The organism is Vibrio sp. 10N.222.55.B11, assembly GCF_041473705.1.
Classification (GTDB): Bacteria; Pseudomonadota; Gammaproteobacteria; order Enterobacterales; family Vibrionaceae; genus Vibrio; species Vibrio crassostreae_C.
Map to the genome: position 1 here is coordinate 16,910 of NZ_JBFRST010000064.1, position 19,975 is coordinate 36,884.

The following is a 19,975-nucleotide window of genomic DNA, read 5'->3' on the forward strand; positions in this document are numbered from 1 at the left end:
GGCAGTGGTTGCCAACAAAATAATTACAGGATGAAGCTGATAGCTAGGCTGGTACAAGCGATGCCCAAAGCTGCGCCAATCAGTACGTCCGTTAAAAAGTGCACACCGAGCAGGATTCGAGAGCCTGCAATCGCAGTTGCCCACACCAAGCTAAAGAGGTACAAGCTCGGATAGAAATGCCCGATTAGGGTCGCCATAACAAAAGCAGCAGCGGAATGCCCTGAAGGCAGACTGTATTTATCGGATGGCACAATATGAGAGTGAAGTAGTGAAGAGAATTCAGCTGGTCGACGGCGCTTGAGGGTATTTTTAGCAAACCAGTAAATAGGCAGTTCGATTGCGAAGGCGGTTAAGCCCACCAAAAGAAAGTCTCGACCGGTGTTGCTATCGACCAGCAGTGCAATCAAGGCAATCAAAACATAAAGGTGTCCATCTCCAGTATGAGACACCGCTTTACTGAGCGTTGCATGTTGCCCGCCATAGCGGTTGTTTAAACAGAAAACAGAAAATGCCACATCCCAGCGGACAATAGGTTCGATAGTACGCATACGATCTCCTTAACAATCCTTATTCAGTTAAGGCTCAAGTTATGCCCAACAAATGACAGTTAAGTGACGTTTTGAATGAACTAAAATGAAATTTCCCATGCTTGATAGACAGGTCAATGGATCAAGTCAGGATGGCGATAGATGCAACCGATAAAAATAAAGCGACCCAAGGCCGCTTTATTCTTCTATGTTTTTACTTCTTAGTATAAGTAAGCAAACGCTACTTCTATCGTGTTAATGGTTATAGCGTTCGCTAATAATAGTAGTACTCGCAAATGATAATAGCGCTAAAGGCTATAGGGCTAATGGCTCGTGCTTTTTAACCAAACCGAAATCCGCCAATATCGCGTAAGCAGCAGGGGTCATAAACAGCACCAGTAAGGTCGAGGCAAATATGCCGAATACGATCGAAATAACCAATGGCTGGATAACCTGAGCCTGTAAGCTGGTTTCCGTCAACAGCGGTAGCAAACCTGCCGCAGTCGTCATTGAGGTCAAGAATACCGCTCGGAAACGCTCGCGACTGGCTTTCACCACCGAGTCATGCACGCTATCTCCCTCATCGACATGGTGACGAATGTACTGCACCAACAAGATGGAATCATTAACCACAATTCCGGCAAGCGACACAAAGCCCATCATGCTTGGCATACTCAAAGAATGGCCAAGTATCCAGTGACCCACGACCACCCCAATAAAAGCGAGTGGAATCGCTAACATCACGACCACAGGCTCTAAATAGCTTCTGAACTGATAGCTAAGAATCGCAAACACGCCGAATAAGCCGAGCAAGAATCCTTTGCCCATCGAAGCGCCAGTCTTGGCTGCATCCTTGGCCTCCCCTTCGAAATCAAAGCGTAAACCCGGGTACTTCTGAATAAGTTTGGCGGCTTCATCTTTTTGGAACTGAGCCAAAATCGCGGATGAACTCGCTTTCTTATTATCAATATCACCAAAAATACTGATGGTTCTCAGCCCATCAATACGCTGAATTCGCACGTAGTTACGCTGGAAATCTAATGTCGCCAACGTTGCTAGCGGGATCTGACTGCCATCTGCGGTAATGATTGGGAAGTTAGCTAGCTGCTGTATGTCGCCCGCTTGTTCCTTATCAAGACGCACTTCAATCGAGATATTTTCAACGCCGATTTGAATCTCATCCGCCGTTTGCCCAAAGAAAGCCGCTCGTAACTGAGACGCAATCATCTGCCCATTCACATTGTAGGTTTCGGCTCCAGGGCGCAGCTTAACCAAAATCTCTTCTTTACCCATGCGCATATCATCCAGCACGCCGTGCACGCCATCAAACTGATTAAGGTATTCCTGAATATCCAAAGAAGCCGATTTCAATGCGCTCAGGTCATCATGCTTAGCACGAATCTCAATCGCACGGCCGCCCGGTCCCATGGTCGGTTGCTTGAAAACTAACGAGATAGGATCAGCCAAGTCACCGATGTCTTCTCGCCATGCATCAATAAAGTCATCAATAACCGTGTTACGGCTCTCAGCTCCGCGTAAGTCTAAGCGCACTGTGGCTAAGTGCGGGCCGGATTCATTGGCATCGGCGTTAGCATTGAATTGGCTAGTTATGTGCTCGACCAGTGTATTGCCTTCTTCAACCTCTTCGCTCCATTGCTTGTTCAAACGCTCAGCAGACGCGACAATTTTGTCGACCACTTTCTCGGTTTGAGACAGTGATGCGCCCGGCGGAAGAATAATACGCGCCTCAGCAATATCACCATCCAGCTCTGGGAAAGGTTGAAACTTAACAACACCACCAGCAATCAAGGCGACTGAAAGCAGCAACAGCGTAATCACTCCGCCCATAAAGGCGTAGCGGAAGGTCACGACTTTCTCAACCATGTTCATCAAAGTGGTATTACGGAAGTTCTCAAACTTCTCAAGCAACACCACTTTAAAGCGCAACGCTGGCTTATCATTTTTTTCTTTATGTAATGAATGAGATAAGTGATTAGGTAGAATCAGGAAGGCTTCAATCAAGCTCAACGACAGCACCAAAATCAATACTTGAGGAACGGCCTTAAGCACCGCGCCCATCTCGCCATCAAGAAACAGTAAGCTACCGAAAATACACACCGTGGTTAAGAAAGAAGACAGCACTCCGGGAAGCACTTTCTTAACGCCGTTGTACACCGCATCATCGACGCTTTGTCCCCTATCTAAGTGGGAGGCTATCGATTCGGCGATCACGATGGCGTCATCCATCATAATACCGATTGCCATTAACAACCCGACCAGCGACATAATGTTGATCGACAAACCAAGGTTGGCCATTAAGAACAAGCCACCAAGGAAGGCCACTGGCAACCCTGCCGCCACCCAAAATGAATAACGTAAGCTGAAGAACAGCCACATGGTGGCGAACACCAGAACAATACCTTGCCAGCCATTGCTCACCATCATGGTTAGACGATCCCAAAGTACAGATGAGAGATCGTTGGTCATTTGTAGTGTCACGCCATCAGGAGCAATCGCGCTTTGATCTTCAACGAATCGTGTTACGTTCTCTTTGATTCGCAGCGCATCGTCTTCTTTGTTCTTACTGATCTTAAGCAGCGCTGAAGGCTTGCCATCAAATAGCACCTTTTGCTCATCAAGTTCAAAGCGGTCGGTTATTTTGGCTATGTCTCTCAAACGAATCACCGAGCCATTAGGCGCAGATCCAACCACGATGCTTTCCAGCTCAACAGGCGTAACTCGTCTCTCGTCGAAACGAATCAGAAAGTTTTTGTCTGGTGTTTCAACGTTACCACTCGGCAGTTTTACATTCTGTCGACCAATTTGATCCGCGATATCACCGACACTCAAACCCAACTGACGAATAGCTTGGGTATCCAGTTCCACTCGATATTGATGATCCGAGAAGCCGCTAACCTCGACCAAAGATACATCGTAATCAAGCTTCATGGTGCGCTTAAGATCTTCCGCGTAGGCCTTAAGTTCTGGCCACGACGTTTCGGCTGTTATAGCGATATCGACAACCGGTTCATTCCAATCTAGCTCTTGAACAACAGGCGATTCAATCTCAGTTGGGAAATCATTGATCGAGTTGATCTGGGTTTGGACATCCACCAGCATTCGGCCGATGTCCGCTTTTTCATTTAACTTTAGAATTAAACGAGCGCTGCCTTCGATGGCTTCACACTGAGTTTCTTCAATGTTGGCTAAGCCGTCTACTGCATCTTCCATTCGCACACACAAGCTCTCTTCCACTTCTTTTGGAGAGGCGCCGGGATAAACAATCGCAGCCATAATGTAAGGCGGATCGTAAGCGGGGAAGGTTTCACGTTTGATGGTTGATAGTGAGCTTATACCCAAGATCAACAACCCAAGCATCAACAAGTTTGCTGCTGTTGGGTGCCGAGAGAAAAACTTGATCATGACGCACTCTCCTGAGTATCTGATTCAAGCTCAGCCTCTTCAGAGTTGGACTCTCTCAGTAACATGCCTTCTATTGCTGGCAGGACATCATTGAGAACCAGTTTATCTCCAGTTTGTAGCTCTCCACTCACAACCACTTGATTGTCTCTGCGATAAAGCACTTCAACATTGACCACTTGCAAACGCTGGTTGTCATCCATCAGGTAAACCTTATCACCATGCAGTGCTCGCTCTGGAACCACCCAACTTAGATTGGCGACACCCTCAATCTCGGCTTTGACAAACATACCGTTAACCAAAGGCGTTGCGCTGTCTGGTTGCAATTGCGAGTAATCTTGAGCGATCTCGAGAATAATCCCCGCCGTCGCTTGGTTTTCATCAACCGTTTCACTGATTCTTGCCACCTTCGCAGGCCAACTGAGGTTAAGGTTGCCACTGTTAAGTTGAATGCTTGCTTTGATTGGCGCTTCATAAGGATTAGGGATTCCTGCAGCATCACGAGGGAACTGGTTAAAGCTGGAGGCTAAAGTTTGCATATCGTGAATAGAAAGTTGCGCCTCCACTTCCATGACATTAATCCCGTGAGCAATAAACATCTCCTGCTGAAGGTTAACTACTTGATTTTGTTCGATATCAACCTGAGCAATTCGCATCGCTCTTGGCAAAGTGATGGTGGTCTTATCGAGAGAGCGCTGCGCCTCTTTTACCTTAGACACGTTGACCTTAATCACCGCTTCCGCAACACGCTTTTCATCTGGCATCAACGCGATTTGGTTCGCGATATCTAATACCAACTTCTGCTGAGACAATGCGCTTTGTTGTTGCAGGTCGACATCCGATTGAGAGGTGAGCCCTTTCTTACGCAGATCCTGTTTACGTTGTAGCTCTTTATTGCTGATCACCAAACGATTCTTTTCGATCTTAAGAGTCTTATTAAGGTTGTCTTCTTCTTGATTCAATTTCGCTAATGAGGTTTGGCTTGATTTTAGATCCGCCTCTGCTTGTATCAGTTTCAATTCGTAATCCAATGGATCAACCTTGAGCACGACCGTTCCTGCAGGGATCACCTGGCCTTTTTCAAGATCTGGATGTCGATACACGATCTGTCCTGTCACCTCAGCAATCGCTTTCCATTCAACTTTAGGCACCACTTTGCCAAAGCCGACCGCTAACGGCGCTATCAGTTGTTGTTCTAGGCTCACAGTATCAACTAAACGAGCCCTATCACCCGCAGGTTTGGTTGGAAGATCCGGCTTCAAGTTAATCGCGGCGACAAGGCCAATAACACCAACCGCAAGTGCTGGAAAGAAGAGTAGTTTTTTATTTATTTTCATTATCTTTGGTCCTGCACGGAAGAAGGGCTCGGTGCGTTAATAAAGCCTTCAGCCATCAATTGAATGTTGTGTTCGATTAAACGATTAAGAAATTCTTCATTAATCTCAATCCCATGAATTGCCAATAAAGGCGGCGGAGCGATGAAAGGAAACACCATCAAGCTTACATACGAAATACGGCACAATTTTGGATCCATGTTCTGTTTTAAGATGCCTTGTTCAACCAACTTTTCAAAAATGACATCTTGGGCTGGCTTTGCAACATCGAGGAAAACCTTTTCGAGCAACTCTCTTTGCACTTCAGAGGGAGGCATATTCATCACTTGGGCTATCAAGCGAGGAAACTTCGGCACTTTGACCATCTCTTTGTAGTAAGTCCGCATTAAATCAAGAAAGTTCTCATGACTGCTTTCATCAACGAGTCTCTGCATTTGTAATTGCATAGGGCGTAATGTTTCACGCAGCATCGCCTCAAACAATCCGGCTTTACTGCCAAAGTAATAGCGAATCATCGCAATATTCACACCCGCTCGCTCAGCAACTAAGCGAGTCGATACCTTGTCGTACGGTTGAACCACGAACAGATCTCGAGCGTGCTCAATGAGTAACTGCCGTACATCTAGATTCTGTTGAGGTCGCCCTGCTTTACGCGCTGCCATCACTGAGACCTATCCCTATAATTAATCACACGATTAATTATAGGGATAAATCGACATGGTTGTAGAAGATTAATTACTCACTATTTAATCAAATGATTAATTAATTTAGCCACCCTTTTAATTTTATTGGTGAATCGTTCCATCAAAAAGATTTACTACAAAGTTTTAACCTACACATCAGCCAAACGATAAACTAACCGCCCAGTACAAAACACTCAATCAGCTGATAACACCAGCAAACAACACGCAAGCAGCACAAACCAAAAAAAAACACCGCCAAAGCACGCTGATATTGGATTTTCTTGTTTGACGCTCAGAATAAATTGCGGTAAATATGGTGTTAACAGTTTATTTACGGATATTTGTGTAATGATTTTTTCTTCTTCTCGACTGCTGAAACTTCTCCTTATCGTGAACCAATCGCGCGGGTAAGTTGTGGGTCAAGAACTACACAAATATTAAAACCCGCGCTGAGCGGGTTTTTTTGTAACTGGCACTTTTAAAAGAACATCATTCTTAATAATAATTTGGATAGCAATCGATTCATTATCGATATAAGGAAGCACCCATGAACGATCAAGTGATAATTTTTGACACGACCTTACGTGATGGCGAGCAAGCGTTGGCTGCAAGCTTAACGGTAAAAGAGAAATTACAGATCGCTTATGCACTTGAACGACTGGGTGTAGATGTTATTGAAGCGGGCTTTCCGGTGTCATCACCAGGCGACTTTGAGTCAGTACAAACCATCGCAAAAAATATTAAAGACAGCCGAATCTGTGCACTTTCTCGTGCTGTAGCGAAGGATATCGATGCCGCTGCAGAAGCGTTAAAAGTCGCTGAGCAGTTCCGTATTCACACCTTCATTTCTACATCAACGGTTCACGTGCAAGATAAATTACGCCGTAGCTACGACGATGTTGTCGATATGGCAGTAAAAGCGGTAAAGCATGCGCGCAACTACACAGACGATGTTGAGTTCTCTTGTGAAGATGCAGGTCGTACGCCTATCGATAACCTATGTCGTATGGTTGAAGCGGCAATCAACGCGGGCGCGAAAACCATCAACATTCCAGACACAGTGGGCTACACAGTACCTAACGAGTTTGGTGGCATTATCAAAACGCTATTTGATCGCGTTCCAAACATCGACCAAGCAATCATCTCTGTTCACTGTCACGATGACTTGGGTATGTCGGTTGCTAACTCAATCGCAGCGGTACAAGCAGGTGCTCGCCAAGTTGAAGGTACCATTAACGGCATTGGTGAACGCGCGGGTAACTGTTCTCTAGAAGAGATCGCAATGATCATCAAGACTCGTCAAGAGTTATTAGGTGTTCATACCGGCCTAGATCACCAAGAGATCCACCGTACCAGTAAATTGGTGAGCCAGCTTTGCCACATGCCGATTCAAGACAACAAAGCAATCGTTGGTGCTAACGCATTCAGCCACTCTTCAGGTATCCACCAAGATGGCATGCTAAAGAACAAGAACACTTACGAGATCATGACACCTGAGTCTATTGGCTTGAAAAACAAAGCATTGAACCTAACAAGCCGCAGTGGTCGTGCAGCCGTTAAGAGCCACATGGACGCAATGGGCTACAAAGACAATGAGTACAACCTAGATTCATTGTACGAAGACTTTTTGAAACTGGCTGACCGTAAAGGCCAAGTATTCGATTACGACCTAGAAGCACTAATGCACTTCGCAAATCTACGTGACGAAGATGACTTCTATAAACTTAACTACCTAAGCGTACAATCTGGTAGTGTTATGTCTACCACTAGCATCAAGCTGCAATGTGGTGATGAAGAGAAATGCGAAGCGGCTGTCGGTAACGGACCTGTTGATGCTTTATACCAATGTATCTACCGCTTAACGGGTTACGAAATTGCATTGGATAAATTCGACCTTACCGCGAAAGGTGAAGGCGAAGATGGCTTAGGCCAAGCTGATATTATTGCTAACTATAAAGGCCGTAAGTACCACGGTACGGGCGTTTCAACGGATATCGTTGAGGCCTCTGGTCAGGCGCTACTGCACGTTATTAATAGCATTCAACGCGCAGACACCATTGCTGAAATGAAACAGCAAAGAATCGCAACAGTTTAAACACCCAATAACAGAGCCCTAGAGCCGATGTTATTGGCTTTAGGGACAAAATTTAAAACGAGCTAAATAGCTCAGTAACAAAGAATTAAAGGATTAACATGACTGATAAATCATACAAAATTGCCGTACTACCTGGTGATGGCATTGGCCCAGAAGTAATGCAACAAGCGCATAAAGTGCTAGACGCGATCGAAAAGAAGCACGCGATTAGCTTTTCTCGCGAAGAGTATGATGTTGGTGGTATTGCAATTGATAACCACGGCTGTCCACTTCCAGAAGCAACAGTCACTGGCTGTGAAGAATCTGACGCAGTACTTTTTGGTTCTGTTGGCGGTCCTAAATGGGAACACCTTCCACCGAACGACCAACCAGAGCGTGGTGCCCTACTTCCTCTCCGTAAACACTTCCAACTGTTCTGTAACCTACGTCCAGCTCAAATCCATAAAGGTCTAGAGTCTTTCTCTCCTTTACGTGCTGACATCTCAGGTAACGGTTTCGACATCGTGGTAGTCCGTGAGCTAACAGGCGGTATCTACTTCGGCCAACCTAAAGGCCGTGAAGGCGAAGGCGCAACTGAAAAAGCTTTTGATACAGAGGTTTACCACCGCTACGAAATCGAACGTATTGCAAAGATTGCGTTTGAATCGGCACGCCTACGTAACAAAAACGTTTACTCAATCGATAAAGCGAACGTTCTACAGAGCTCTATCCTATGGCGTGAAGTCGTTGAAGAGATCGCAAAAGATTACCCAGATGTAACGCTAAACCACATGTACATCGACAACGCGACCATGCAGCTAATCAAAGACCCATCTCAGTTTGACGTAATGCTATGTTCAAACATCTTTGGTGACATCATCTCTGATGAGTGCGCAATGATCACTGGCTCTATGGGTATGCTTCCTTCTGCAAGTTTAAATGAAAGCAACTTCGGCCTATACGAACCAGCAGGTGGCAGCGCACCAGATATCGCAGGTAAGAACATCGCAAACCCAGTCGCGCAAATCCTTTCTGCAGCCCTAATGCTTCGTTACAGCCTAGGCGAAGAAGCGGCAGCACAAGACATCGAAGCAGCGGTTTCTAAAGCACTTTCTGCAGGCGAGCTAACGGCAGACCTTGCTGGCAAAAACCAAGCGCTGACTACCTCTGAAATGGGTGACAAGATCGCTGAGTACATCTTAGCTTCATAAGCTAAAGGCTCCGATTAGAAGCAAGTACATAAGAATAATATCAAGCCAAGTCAGCGTAAACCGCATGACTTGGCTCGAAACAAACACTGGGACTGATGCTCCCAAGGAAGAAAAGCTATGTCGACAAACCAGCACGCAAAAACCTTATACGAAAAAGTTTATGACGCTCACGTTGCGGTTGCAGCGAAGGGCGAAACACCAATTCTTTATATCGATCGTCACTTAGTTCACGAAGTAACGTCACCTCAAGCATTTGATGGCTTGCGTGAGAAAGGCCGCAAAGTTCGCCAAGTAGGCAAAACTTTTGCGACCATGGATCACAACGTATCGACACAAACTAAAGACATCAACGCTTCTGGTGAGATGGCTCGTATCCAAATGGAAACGCTATCGAAGAACTGTGAAGAGTTTGGTGTCACGCTTTACGATCTAAACCACAAATACCAAGGTATTGTGCACGTAATGGGTCCTGAGCTAGGTATTACGCTACCGGGCATGACCATCGTATGTGGTGACTCGCACACGGCTACACACGGTGCATTTGGTTCTCTAGCATTTGGTATCGGTACTTCAGAAGTGGAACACGTTCTAGCTACGCAAACGCTAAAACAAGCTCGCGCTAAAACCATGAAGATCGAAGTAAAAGGCAAGGTTACTCCTGGCATCACTGCAAAAGACATCGTGCTAGCGATCATCGGTAAAACAACGGCTGCTGGCGGTACTGGCTACGTAGTTGAATTCTGTGGTGAGGCAATTACCGACCTTACGATGGAAGGTCGTATGACAGTATGTAACATGGCAATCGAGCTTGGCGCTAAAGCAGGCTTAATCGCTCCAGATGCAACGACATACGAGTACATCAAAGGTCGTAAGTTCTCTCCAGAAGGCGAAGACCTAGAAGCAGCAATCGAATACTGGGATACGTTAAAAACCGATGCTGATGCAGAATTCGATGCAGTTGTTACATTAGAAGCGGCAGACATCAAACCACAAGTCACTTGGGGTACCAACCCAGGTCAGGTTATCTCAGTAGACACACCAATCCCTGCACCAGAAAGCTTCGCAGACCCTGTAGAAAAAGCATCAGCTGAAAAAGCGCTGGCTTACATGGGTCTTGAAGCCGGTAAATCTCTATCTGATTACAACGTAGATAAAGTGTTCGTGGGTTCTTGTACTAACTCTCGTATCGAAGACATGCGTGCAGCAGCAGCGGTAGCGAAAGGCCGTCAAGTAGCGAAACATGTTCAAGCGCTTATCGTTCCGGGTTCAGAGCAAGTTAAAGCACAAGCTGAGGCTGAAGGCCTAGATAAGATCTTCATCGAAGCAGGCTTTGAATGGCGTTTACCGGGTTGCTCTATGTGTCTTGCGATGAACAACGACCGTCTAGGTCCACAAGAGCGCTGTGCTTCTACATCAAACCGTAACTTTGAAGGTCGCCAAGGCCGTGATGGTCGTACGCACCTAGTTAGCCCAGCAATGGCAGCCGCAGCGGCTATCGCTGGTCACTTTGTCGATATTCGTGAACTTTAATTAGAGGATTTAACATGTCAGGTTTTCAACAACACACCGGATTAGTCGTTCCTCTAGATACGGCCAACATCGATACTGATGCGATCATTCCAAAGCAGTTTCTACAGAAAGTAAACCGCATCGGTTTTGGTAAGCACTTGTTCCACGATTGGCGCTTCCTAGACGATGCAGGCCAACAGCCAAACCCTGATTTTGTAATGAACGAAGCTCGCTACCAAGGCGCTTCAATTCTTTTAGCTCGTGAAAACTTCGGTTGTGGTTCATCTCGTGAACACGCACCGTGGGCGCTTGCCGATTACGGTATCCAAGTAATGATCGCACCAAGCTTTGCCGACATTTTCTACGGTAACTCGATCAACAACCAAATGGTGCCAGTTCGATTGACTGAGCAAGAAGTGGATGAGCTATTCCAATTCGTTGAAGCGAATGAAGGTGCAGAAATTACGGTTGATCTAGAAGCAATGAAAGTCAGCGCGAACGGCAAAGAGTACTCGTTTGAAATTGATGAGTTCCGTCGTCACTGCTTACTGAATGGTTTAGATAATATCGGCCTTACACTTCAACATGCCGATAAGATCTCAGAGTTTGAAGCTAAGATTCCTAGCTTCCTAAAATAATGAGACGTTTCTGAATAAATCTAAAGGTTGGCCAAGTGCCAACCTTTTTTATTTGGCTAAGCTTTTAACTTAACTTCATATGTTTATTTAAATGAAGAGCAATGAAAGAAAATGGTAAGCCTTAAGGTCTTAGTAGTCAGTCATCAGGAGAATGCCATGAAACAACTACTTTTTATTGTCAGCCTACTTTTCTCAACCTTAGCTTGGTCTGCGCCTAAGTCCGATCTTTGGCCATACTGGAACCAAAGCGACGAAACCAACCTAGAACAGGTATCTCATCAAGATTGGCAGCAATTCCTCGATAGCTACTTGGTTAAACAGGGACAAAATACGTTAGTTAGCTATAAAGCGGTGAACACTGCCGATAAAACAAAGCTTAAACAATACATCAAGCAACTCGAACAGGTGAATCCGCTCAACTATTCAAAAGCGGAGCAGTATGCCTACTGGGTTAATCTATATAACGCCGTGACTGTCGATTTGATTCTTGATGCCTACCCGATCAAATCCATAACTAAACTTGGCGGACTATTTAGTTTCGGTCCGTGGGGAGATGATGTGGTAGTCGTTAATGGGAAATCACTGACACTCAATGACATTGAACACCGAATCCTAAGACCAATTTGGCAAGATCCCCGCACGCATTATGCAGTGAACTGTGCCAGCCTAGGTTGCCCTAACTTACAACCTGACGCTTTTACCTCTAAAAATACTGAAGCCTTGCTAGAGCAAGCTGCAACTGAGTTTGTAAGCAGTGACAAAGGCGTGATGGTTACAAACAATAAGCTTCAACTATCATCGATTTACGAATGGTTTGCTGTGGATTTTGGTACGAAGAAACAGCTTATTCAGCACTTAGAACAATATCGAATTGAAGCAGTAACCAATACTCAAAACATCAGTTATGAATACGATTGGTCGCTCAACCAAGCAAACTAGCTCTAAGGCTAAAGTTGATCACTAAAGTAAAAAAGAGGCTAGAGGTTTTTATTAACCTCTAGCCTCTTCTCAATTCTTTGACCGTATTTCTACAATTAAAAGCTTGAGCTCGGTTGCTGCAAGAACTCAATCTCTTCGGGAGTCGAAGCTCGCCCTAACACCTCATTACGGTGCGGATAGCGACCAAATCGCTCAATGATAACCTTGTGCTTAAACTCAAAGTCCAGATTATGCTCTAATCCCGTTTGAGAAAAGAGTTCCACGGCTTGTTCATGGACTAACAAAGATTCACTGTGCATATAAGGCATATACAGGAAGCTTTTCTGTTGCTCGTTAAGCTGGTGATCAAAACCACCCGCTACCGCCTCTTGGGCTAGAGCCAACGCCATCGGATCAGCAGAAAATGCTGTCGGACTTTTTCTACCAATATTTCGAGAAAACTGATCAAGTACGATAATCTCAGCCAATCGTCCTTGCGCAGTTTGGCGCCACTCAAATAGCTCGCCTTGAATGGCTGCTTTATGCAATTCAGAAAATCGAGACTCTATCAAAGTGTCAATCTCGGCGCCGCCAGTAAACCAATCTTTAGGCGTCAACTCATCGAACCAAAACTCTAGAACATCCTGATACGTTACCGTCATATAATTCCCTTTAATAAAAAACCGAGTAACTTTGTTATTACTCAGTTTAGTGTTCAATTACTTAAAACCTTTTACTTTCTTTATCAGGTCATAAGCATTCTGAATTTCTTGCGATTTCTCTTTCGCAACATTCATCATCTCAGGCGGTAAGCCCTTCGCCATCAGTTTATCTGGGTGATGTTCATTCATCAGCTTGCGGTAGGCTTTCTTCACCTCTTTACCGTCAGCACTTTCACTCACACCAAGAACCTTATATGCGTCGCCAAGTTGGTTCTGTTGCGAAGCCTGTTGCCAACCTGATGATTGCCCATGCCCCTGATGGCCACCAAAGCTTCCACCTTGCTGTTGGAAACGGAACGCAGCTTCTTGCATCTGCAAGCGGCGTTCTAGTTGTGCTGCCGAAAACCCAAGCCCTTGCGCTATTTTATGCAGAACTTGACGTTCACTCGGGTGCAAACTTCCATCCGCAAATGCGGCAGATACCTGAAGCTCTAGAAAGAACTGCAGAAGATCAAAACGACCACCCGATGAGATTTTAACTCGCTCAAGTACGTCGTTCAGAGGGAAGTCGCTCTCTTTGCCGTCACGGAATGCATCTTGCGCTGCTTTACGCTGTTCGCCATGCAGGTTCATACGCTCCATCATGGTAGAAGCGAGTTGAATCTCTTCTGGCGTTACCTGCCCTTTCGCTTTAGCAACGTGCCCCATAACCGCAAAAGCGGATTTAAAAAACTCGTTCTGTCTTTCTGCTTGGCTTGGACCTCGACCAAAACCAGAGCTATTGAAGCCTGATTGGTTCAATCCGCGAGCTTTATCGAATTGGTGTCCTAAAAACAGACCAAAAACTAAACCGAGTGGCCCTCCAAATAAAAAGCCAAAAAACGCGCCCAAAATTTTGCCAAATATTTGCATTATGTGTTCTCTATCTATGAATTTTATCTGAGTAATGCTGTCTGATGATGCTGAATGCTATTATTTCCTTTATCATAAGGAAAATGCTTTATTAATTGGATTGATACTAGATCAACCCTTCATCTAGTGACACAGGATAGTTCAACTTCATGCAATCTTTTTCCCGCACCTTGTTAGCCGCGTCTATAAGTACGGCGTTATACGTGTCGACAACTCAAGCTGAAACAATCACCGATAGTAGTGTGCAGGAAATGCCCTCTATAGATCAATGCTTGATCGAGCCCGCTGCAGAAAACGAGACACAGCTACCCGCTCATGTTGAGTCAGATCGCTTAGAAGCTATCAATGGTGACAAGGCAATATACTCAGGTGACGTAGTCGTTACGCAAGGAAATAAGACCATCCTTGCAGATAACGTAACCCTGCACCAACAAGAAAATATCGTTGTAGCCGAAGGCAACGTAAACTTTAGTGATGGTCAAATCAAATCTATCTCAGACAGAGCGACCAATAATCTGACTACAGATGAAATGACGCTTGAGAACACCGATTACGAATTCCTTTGCGAGCCCGGTCGCGGAGATGCTGTTTATATAGCAAAAACAGGTAAAGCGGTTTATGAGATTGAAGATGGCTCCATTACCTCTTGCCCGATTGGCGATAATGCTTGGCGTCTAAGAGCATCGAGCATCAGTGTCGACCAAGACGAAGAACAAGCCACTTTTTATAATCCACGTTTTGAAATCCAAAGTGTTCCCGTCTTTTACTTACCTTACTTAACAGTACCGGTGGGTGATACACGTAAAACCGGTTTCTTGTACCCAACAGTTTCGTATGGTTCAAGCGATGGTTTTGAAGCTGAAATTCCTGTTTATTGGAACTTAGCACCAGACTACGATTTGGAAACTACCTTCAAGTACATGCAAGAGCGTGGCACTCAACTCAACAGTAAATTCAGATATTTAAGCGATTTTGGTTCCGGTAGTATCGAGTCTGAATATTTACCAGACGATCAAAAGTACACTGATCTAGGCGATCGTTGGGGTTTCCAACTAGAACATTCAGGAATATTCCAACAATCTTGGTTATTCGAAATTGATTACTCTAAAGTCAGTGATATTGACTACTTTTCGGACATGAGCTCAAATATCGGTAACCGTGAAGATGGACAACTGCTTCAAGAAGGGCAAGCAACATACCGTTCTCAAAATTGGGATGCGTCTGTACTTGTTCGAGACTTCCAAGTTCTTACCACCAGCAATAACTTGCCTTATCGTCTAATGCCACAACTCGAGTACAATTACTATGCTCCAGAGGTAATGGATTACCTAGATTTTGACTTAATCAGTCATATATCAATGTTCGATACCGACGCATCAGGCAAACCATCAGCCACTCGTGTTCACGTTGAACCTGGTATTACAATCCCAGTAGGTAACACTTGGGGTACTTGGACAACAGAAGCTCGACTACTTGGTACTTACTATCAACAAGACCTTGATGGCGTTGATACCGGCGCAGGCTCTGATTATGAAGGCTTGGAAGAATCAGTAAGTCGAGTTATTCCAGAGTTTAGAAGCCACGCAGGTATCGTTCTTGAACGTGATACAAAAATTGTGGGCAATTACACTCAAACACTCGAACCGCAAGTCCAGTATCTTTACGTGCCAGAAGAAGATCAAAGCGATATTGGTCTTTATGATACTACGCTGTTACAAACCGATTACTACGGCCTATTTAGAAGCCGTAAATACAGTGGTGTAGACCGTATCGCATCTGCGAATCAAATTAGTTATGGTGCATCGTCTCGTTTCTTCGATGATGAGTATAAAGAGCGTTTGAATATTTCTTTTGGTCAGATTTTTTATATCGATAAAGATACAAAACAGACTTTAGACAACGACGACTCTGATAACAAAACTAATTATTCGTCTTGGGCTATAGAAATGGACTTCAACTATGATGACTACCTGTTCTACCATGGTGGCGTGCAATACGATATTGACTCATCTTCGATGCAATTAGCGAATAGTACACTTGAATACCGCTTTGCTGGTGGTTACATACAAACCAACTATCGCTATGTTACAGAAGAATACATAAATGAAACTGTAGATTTTGACGTATCATCCATAACAAGAGATGGTATTTCGCAAGCGGGTTTACTTGGTTCCTACCAAATTTCACCGAAATGGAGCACCAGTGCTCAATATTTCTATGACTTAACCACACAAGAAGATCTAGAGTGGTTAGCTCGTTTAAACTATAGATCGGATTGTTGGTACATCGGCTTTACGTATAGTAACCAGCTGACAAATAACATTAGTGATCCAAATGTCACGCCTGAATATGAAAATAACTTTGGTGTGAATTTCGGTATTATCGGCTTTGGTACTAACTTAGGCTCTGATTCAGGCGCTGTTGGGGATAGCAGTTCTGATAACTCATTGAGCTACGGTCGCCCATTCTTCTTAAACAACTAATTTTCTTTACTGATAAGAAATCAGTAAATTTAAAGGATTACACATGACATTGTGGAAACGCACATTAATTGCTATCGCAGCGACTTGTACTTTATCAACAAGCTTTGCAGCGCCAGTCGAGCTAGACAGCGTAAAAGTTATCGTTAACGAAGGCGTTATCTTACAAAGCGACATCGATGCCTCGATGAAGACGCTGCGCGCAAACGCTAAGAAAAGCGGGCAAACATTGCCATCGCAAGATGTGCTCAATGAGCAAGTACTAGAAAAACTGATCATCGATACTATTCAAACTCAAGAAGCAGAACGTATCGGTGTTCGTATTGATGATGCTCGACTTGATCAAGCAATTGAAGGTATCGCTAAAGACAACAACCAAACGGTAGAACAACTTACCGCATCGGTTGCTGAAGAAGGCCTTAGCTACAATGCATTTCGAGAGCAAGTAAGAAAAGAAATTGCGGCAAGTGAGGCTCGCAATGCTCTAGTTCGCCGTCGTATTAACATCCTTCCTGCAGAGGTCGATAACCTAGCGGATATCTTAGCGCAAGAGACTAACGCAACCGTTCAATACAAGATTGGACACATTCAACTGCGCTTTAATTATGACCAAACCAAAGAAGAGTTAGAAGCTCAAGCTACTGAACTGGTTGAAGAACTGAACTCAGGCAAAGATTTCAGCACCATGGCATATACTTACTCTAAGGGTCCTAAAGCGCTGCAAGGTGGTGATTGGGGTTGGATGCGTAAAGAAGAGATGCCAACCATTTTTGCTGACCAGATCAAAATGCAAAATAAAGGCAGCATCATCGGTCCTTTCCGTAGCGGTGTAGGTTTCCACATTCTAAAAATTGAAGATGTGAAAGGCTTAGAAACCGTAGCAGTAACGGAAGTGAATGCTCGTCATATCTTGATTAAGCCAACCGTAATCTTGAGTGACGATGGCGCGAAAGAACAACTTGAAGAGATCACGCGCCGCGTAAACACAGGTGAAGCGAGCTTTGGCGACCTTGCACAGCAATACAGCCAAGATCCAGGTTCTGCAGTACAAGATGGTGAGCTAGGCTACCAAACACCAGATTTGTATGTACCAGAATTCAAACACCAAGTAGAAACGCTACCAGAAGGCAAAATCAGTGCGCCATTCAAAACCGTACACGGTTGGCACATTGTTGAAGTACTAGACCGTCGCGAAGTCGACCGTACCGATTCAGCTTTGAAAAACAAAGCTTACCAAATTCTATTTAACCGTAAATTCAACGAAGAAGCTGGTGCTTGGCTACAAGAAGTAAGAGCAAGTGCCTTCGTTGAGATGGTTGAGGACGACCAAGATGACAACAACTAAACGTATTGTCATAACCGCAGGTGAACCAGCAGGGATAGGCCCAGATTTAACTTTGGCTCTATCTCAAGAAAGTTGGCCTCATCAACTCGTGGTTTGTGCTGATAAAACACTGCTATCCGAGCGAGCTAAAATTCTTGGTATCGAAGTCGATCTTCTGGACTACGATGCAAATGCAGCTAAGCAACCGCAACGCGCTGGCACACTGGTAGTGAAACACGTTCCACTTGCTGAAACGGCAGTTGCAGGTCAACTCAATGAGGCTAATGGTCATTACGTATTAAATACTTTAGAAACCGCAGCAATTGGCTGTATGAATGATGAATTTGATGCTATTGTCACCGGCCCCGTTCACAAGGGTGTAATTAACCGAGCTGGCGTTGCTTTTAGCGGCCATACCGAGTTCTTTGCAGAGAAGTCCAATACACCACTGGTGGTGATGATGTTGGCAACTGAAGGGCTGCGTGTTGCGCTAGTAACAACGCACATCCCACTAGCTTATGTATCTCAAGCTGTGACCGAAGACAGATTAGAGCAAATTATTGCTATTCTAAATAAAGACTTGGTTGAAAAATTTGCTATTGAGAAACCAACTATCTATGTGTGTGGCTTGAATCCACATGCTGGTGAAGATGGTTGTTTAGGGCGTGAAGAGATTGAAACTATCACCCCGACGCTAGAAAAAATTCGCCAAAAAGATGGCATCAATTTAGTTGGCCCATTGCCAGCAGACACCATCTTTAATGAAAAATATTTGCAAGATGCAGATGCTGTTTTAGGTATGTATCACGACCAAGTACTCCCGGTATTGAAATACAAAGGGTTTGGTCGCTCAGTGAACATCACGCTTGGCTTACCGTTTATTCGCACATCAGTCGACCACGGTACCGCCTTAGACTTGGCAGGGAAAGGCCAAGCCGATACAGGGAGCTTTAGAACAGCGCTCACGCACGCCATTGAATTAGTAGAGAAAAAGCAATGAGAAATGATGTCCACTTAGGGCACAAAGCGCGTAAACGTTTTGGTCAAAACTTCCTTAACGATCCATACATTATTGATGGCATCGTATCGAGTATTAACCCACTACCAGGTCAAAACTTGGTAGAGATCGGTCCTGGTCTAGGCGCAATTACTGAGCCTGTGGGTAAGCTTGTCGATAAATTTACTGTTATCGAATTGGATAGAGACCTTGCAGAACGTCTTCGTAACCATCCAGATCTTGCGGACAAGCTAACGATCCGTGAAGGCGATGCGATGAAGTTCGATTTCCAAGAACTGGTTAAGCCAAACAATAAGCTACGCATCTTTGGTAACTTGCCATATAACATCTCTACACCATTGATGTTCCACCTTTTTGAATTCCATAAAGACGTGCAAGACATGCACTTTATGCTTCAAAAAGAAGTGGTTAACCGTCTAGCTGCTGGCCCTGGCAGTAAAGCTTACGGTCGTCTTACTGTAATGGCTCAATACTACTGTAAAGTAACGCCTGTGTTAGAAGTTCCACCAACGGCCTTCGTTCCGCCACCGAAAGTAGACTCAGCAGTCGTGCGCCTACAGCCATACGAAGTGCTGCCTTATCCGGCAAAAGATCTGAAATGGCTAGATCGCGTCTGTCGTGAAGGCTTTAACCAACGTCGTAAAACAGTTCGTAACTGCTACAAGAGCTTAATCGATAAGGAAGTGCTTGAAGAGCTAGGTATCAACCCAAGCATGCGTCCTGAGAACTTAACGCTCGAGCAGTTTGTCGACATGGCAAACTGGTTGTACGACAGTCATAACGCTGACAAATAAATAAAAAAGGCTCCTACACTTCGGTTAGGAGCCTTTTTTATGTAATACTTTAATTACATTAAGTATATCAACAACAAAAGGTGCGAATATGGATATATCTACGCCTTGTATCAAATGCCAGGTTCACTCTAAGTACATAGAAGAACAATCTGAGCCAACGAAGAATCGTTATGTCTTCGCCTACATTATTACCATCAAAAATCTAAGTAAAACAACGGTGCAACTTATGTCTCGCCGCTGGTTAATTACCGACTCTAACGGCAAGCAGCTCACCATTGAGGGTGATGGTGTAGTTGGCCAACAACCCGTGATTGAAGCCAACGACGAGTACACCTACACAAGTGGTACGGTCATCGAAACCCCTGTTGGCGTTATGCAAGGTCACTATGTGATGACCGATAACAAGGGCATTGATTTTATTACCGAAGTTGACCCATTCAGACTCGCAATCCCTAATATTCTTAATTAGCC

16 protein-coding genes are annotated in these 19,975 nt (G+C 44.7%); 10 read left to right on the forward strand and 6 right to left on the reverse strand.

The window, feature by feature from the left end:
• Positions 1–23 precede the first annotated feature (23 nt).
• From AB4503_RS21980 to AB4503_RS21995, 4 genes are all read right to left on the reverse strand, one after another.
• Complete coding sequence (locus AB4503_RS21980; RefSeq protein WP_017062930.1) at positions 24–548, reverse strand: phosphatase PAP2 family protein; 525 nt, start codon at positions 546–548, stop codon at positions 24–26.
• A gap of 294 nt (positions 549–842) precedes the next feature.
• A complete protein-coding gene (locus AB4503_RS21985) occupies positions 843–3,950 on the reverse strand; it encodes an efflux RND transporter permease subunit (RefSeq protein WP_017066938.1) in 3,108 nt (1,035 codons plus the stop codon).
• Positions 3,947–5,284, reverse strand: a complete 1,338-nt coding sequence (locus AB4503_RS21990; RefSeq protein WP_017062932.1) for an efflux RND transporter periplasmic adaptor subunit — start codon at positions 5,282–5,284, stop codon at positions 3,947–3,949. Before AB4503_RS21990 ends, AB4503_RS21985 begins: the two co-directional genes overlap by 4 nt.
• Positions 5,284–5,943 (reverse strand): TetR/AcrR family transcriptional regulator, encoded by a 660-nt coding sequence (locus AB4503_RS21995; RefSeq protein ID WP_372115725.1) that lies wholly within the window; start codon positions 5,941–5,943, stop codon positions 5,284–5,286. The genes AB4503_RS21990 and AB4503_RS21995 overlap by 1 nt, the downstream gene beginning before the upstream one ends.
• Positions 5,944–6,511: 568 nt before the next feature.
• Here AB4503_RS21995 and leuA point away from each other — a divergent pair.
• From leuA to AB4503_RS22020, 5 genes are all read left to right on the forward strand, one after another.
• The gene (gene leuA, locus AB4503_RS22000) at positions 6,512–8,059 is read left to right on the forward strand and encodes a 2-isopropylmalate synthase (RefSeq protein WP_017066940.1); all 1,548 of its coding nucleotides are present in this window, start codon (positions 6,512–6,514) and stop codon (positions 8,057–8,059) included.
• Between the two features lie 98 nt (positions 8,060–8,157).
• Positions 8,158–9,249, forward strand: a complete 1,092-nt coding sequence (gene leuB, locus AB4503_RS22005) for a 3-isopropylmalate dehydrogenase (RefSeq protein ID WP_017061390.1) — start codon at positions 8,158–8,160, stop codon at positions 9,247–9,249.
• 117 nt (positions 9,250–9,366) lie between these two features.
• Positions 9,367–10,779 carry a 3-isopropylmalate dehydratase large subunit gene (gene leuC / locus AB4503_RS22010; protein ID WP_017062936.1) on the forward strand — a complete coding sequence of 471 codons (1,413 nt, stop codon included), beginning with the start codon at positions 9,367–9,369 and terminating at the stop codon, positions 10,777–10,779.
• 14 nt (positions 10,780–10,793) lie between these two features.
• A complete protein-coding gene (leuD, locus tag AB4503_RS22015) occupies positions 10,794–11,396 on the forward strand; it encodes a 3-isopropylmalate dehydratase small subunit (protein WP_017062937.1) in 603 nt (200 codons plus the stop codon).
• Between the two features lie 156 nt (positions 11,397–11,552).
• A complete protein-coding gene (locus AB4503_RS22020; RefSeq protein WP_372115726.1) occupies positions 11,553–12,335 on the forward strand; it encodes a DUF547 domain-containing protein in 783 nt (260 codons plus the stop codon).
• Between the two features lie 95 nt (positions 12,336–12,430).
• On the opposite strand, the gene AB4503_RS22025 is transcribed toward AB4503_RS22020, so the two are convergent.
• Together AB4503_RS22025 and djlA are read right to left on the reverse strand one after the other, a co-directional pair.
• Complete coding sequence (locus AB4503_RS22025) at positions 12,431–12,976, reverse strand: DUF924 family protein (RefSeq protein WP_017066942.1); 546 nt, start codon at positions 12,974–12,976, stop codon at positions 12,431–12,433.
• A 57-nt stretch (positions 12,977–13,033) separates the two neighbouring features.
• Positions 13,034–13,888: a co-chaperone DjlA gene (djlA, locus tag AB4503_RS22030; protein ID WP_017061385.1), complete on the reverse strand. Its 855-nt coding sequence runs from the start codon at positions 13,886–13,888 to the stop codon at positions 13,034–13,036.
• A gap of 149 nt (positions 13,889–14,037) precedes the next feature.
• Between djlA and lptD the strand changes: the two genes are divergently transcribed.
• From lptD to apaG, 5 genes are all read left to right on the forward strand, one after another.
• Positions 14,038–16,371, forward strand: coding sequence for an LPS assembly protein LptD (gene lptD, locus AB4503_RS22035; protein ID WP_081326293.1), 2,334 nt, complete (start codon positions 14,038–14,040; stop codon positions 16,369–16,371).
• A gap of 43 nt (positions 16,372–16,414) precedes the next feature.
• Complete coding sequence (gene surA, locus AB4503_RS22040) at positions 16,415–17,713, forward strand: peptidylprolyl isomerase SurA (protein ID WP_372115727.1); 1,299 nt, start codon at positions 16,415–16,417, stop codon at positions 17,711–17,713.
• On the forward strand, positions 17,700–18,692 hold the full coding sequence (pdxA, locus tag AB4503_RS22045) for a 4-hydroxythreonine-4-phosphate dehydrogenase PdxA (protein WP_017062941.1): 993 nt from the start codon (positions 17,700–17,702) through the stop codon (positions 18,690–18,692). Before surA ends, pdxA begins: the two co-directional genes overlap by 14 nt.
• Positions 18,689–19,504, forward strand: coding sequence for a 16S rRNA (adenine(1518)-N(6)/adenine(1519)-N(6))-dimethyltransferase RsmA (gene rsmA / locus AB4503_RS22050; protein WP_017062942.1), 816 nt, complete (start codon positions 18,689–18,691; stop codon positions 19,502–19,504). The genes pdxA and rsmA overlap by 4 nt, the downstream gene beginning before the upstream one ends.
• A gap of 88 nt (positions 19,505–19,592) precedes the next feature.
• Positions 19,593–19,973 carry a Co2+/Mg2+ efflux protein ApaG gene (apaG, locus tag AB4503_RS22055; protein ID WP_004735899.1) on the forward strand — a complete coding sequence of 127 codons (381 nt, stop codon included), beginning with the start codon at positions 19,593–19,595 and terminating at the stop codon, positions 19,971–19,973.
• Positions 19,974–19,975 lie beyond the last annotated feature (2 nt).

Excerpts from the sequence above, each read along its gene's own strand:
- surA (WP_372115727.1), top strand. The coding sequence starts at position 16,415 with ATGACATTGTGGAAACGCACATTAATTGCTATCGCAGCGACTTGTACT.
- AB4503_RS21980 (WP_017062930.1), bottom strand. The coding sequence starts at position 548 with ATGCGTACTATCGAACCTATTGTCCGCTGGGATGTGGCATTTTCTGTT.
- leuD (WP_017062937.1), top strand. The coding sequence starts at position 10,794 with ATGTCAGGTTTTCAACAACACACCGGATTAGTCGTTCCTCTAGATACG.
- leuC (WP_017062936.1), top strand. The coding sequence starts at position 9,367 with ATGTCGACAAACCAGCACGCAAAAACCTTATACGAAAAAGTTTATGAC.
- AB4503_RS22020 (WP_372115726.1), top strand. The coding sequence starts at position 11,553 with ATGAAACAACTACTTTTTATTGTCAGCCTACTTTTCTCAACCTTAGCT.
- leuA (WP_017066940.1), top strand. The coding sequence starts at position 6,512 with ATGAACGATCAAGTGATAATTTTTGACACGACCTTACGTGATGGCGAG.
- lptD (WP_081326293.1), top strand. The coding sequence starts at position 14,038 with ATGCAATCTTTTTCCCGCACCTTGTTAGCCGCGTCTATAAGTACGGCG.
- AB4503_RS22025 (WP_017066942.1), bottom strand. The coding sequence starts at position 12,976 with ATGACGGTAACGTATCAGGATGTTCTAGAGTTTTGGTTCGATGAGTTG.
- AB4503_RS21995 (WP_372115725.1), bottom strand. The coding sequence starts at position 5,943 with ATGGCAGCGCGTAAAGCAGGGCGACCTCAACAGAATCTAGATGTACGG.
- djlA (WP_017061385.1), bottom strand. The coding sequence starts at position 13,888 with ATGCAAATATTTGGCAAAATTTTGGGCGCGTTTTTTGGCTTTTTATTT.
- pdxA (WP_017062941.1), top strand. The coding sequence starts at position 17,700 with ATGACAACAACTAAACGTATTGTCATAACCGCAGGTGAACCAGCAGGG.
- rsmA (WP_017062942.1), top strand. The coding sequence starts at position 18,689 with ATGAGAAATGATGTCCACTTAGGGCACAAAGCGCGTAAACGTTTTGGT.
- apaG (WP_004735899.1), top strand. The coding sequence starts at position 19,593 with ATGGATATATCTACGCCTTGTATCAAATGCCAGGTTCACTCTAAGTAC.
- leuB (WP_017061390.1), top strand. The coding sequence starts at position 8,158 with ATGACTGATAAATCATACAAAATTGCCGTACTACCTGGTGATGGCATT.
- AB4503_RS21990 (WP_017062932.1), bottom strand. The coding sequence starts at position 5,284 with ATGAAAATAAATAAAAAACTACTCTTCTTTCCAGCACTTGCGGTTGGT.
- AB4503_RS21985 (WP_017066938.1), bottom strand. The coding sequence starts at position 3,950 with ATGATCAAGTTTTTCTCTCGGCACCCAACAGCAGCAAACTTGTTGATG.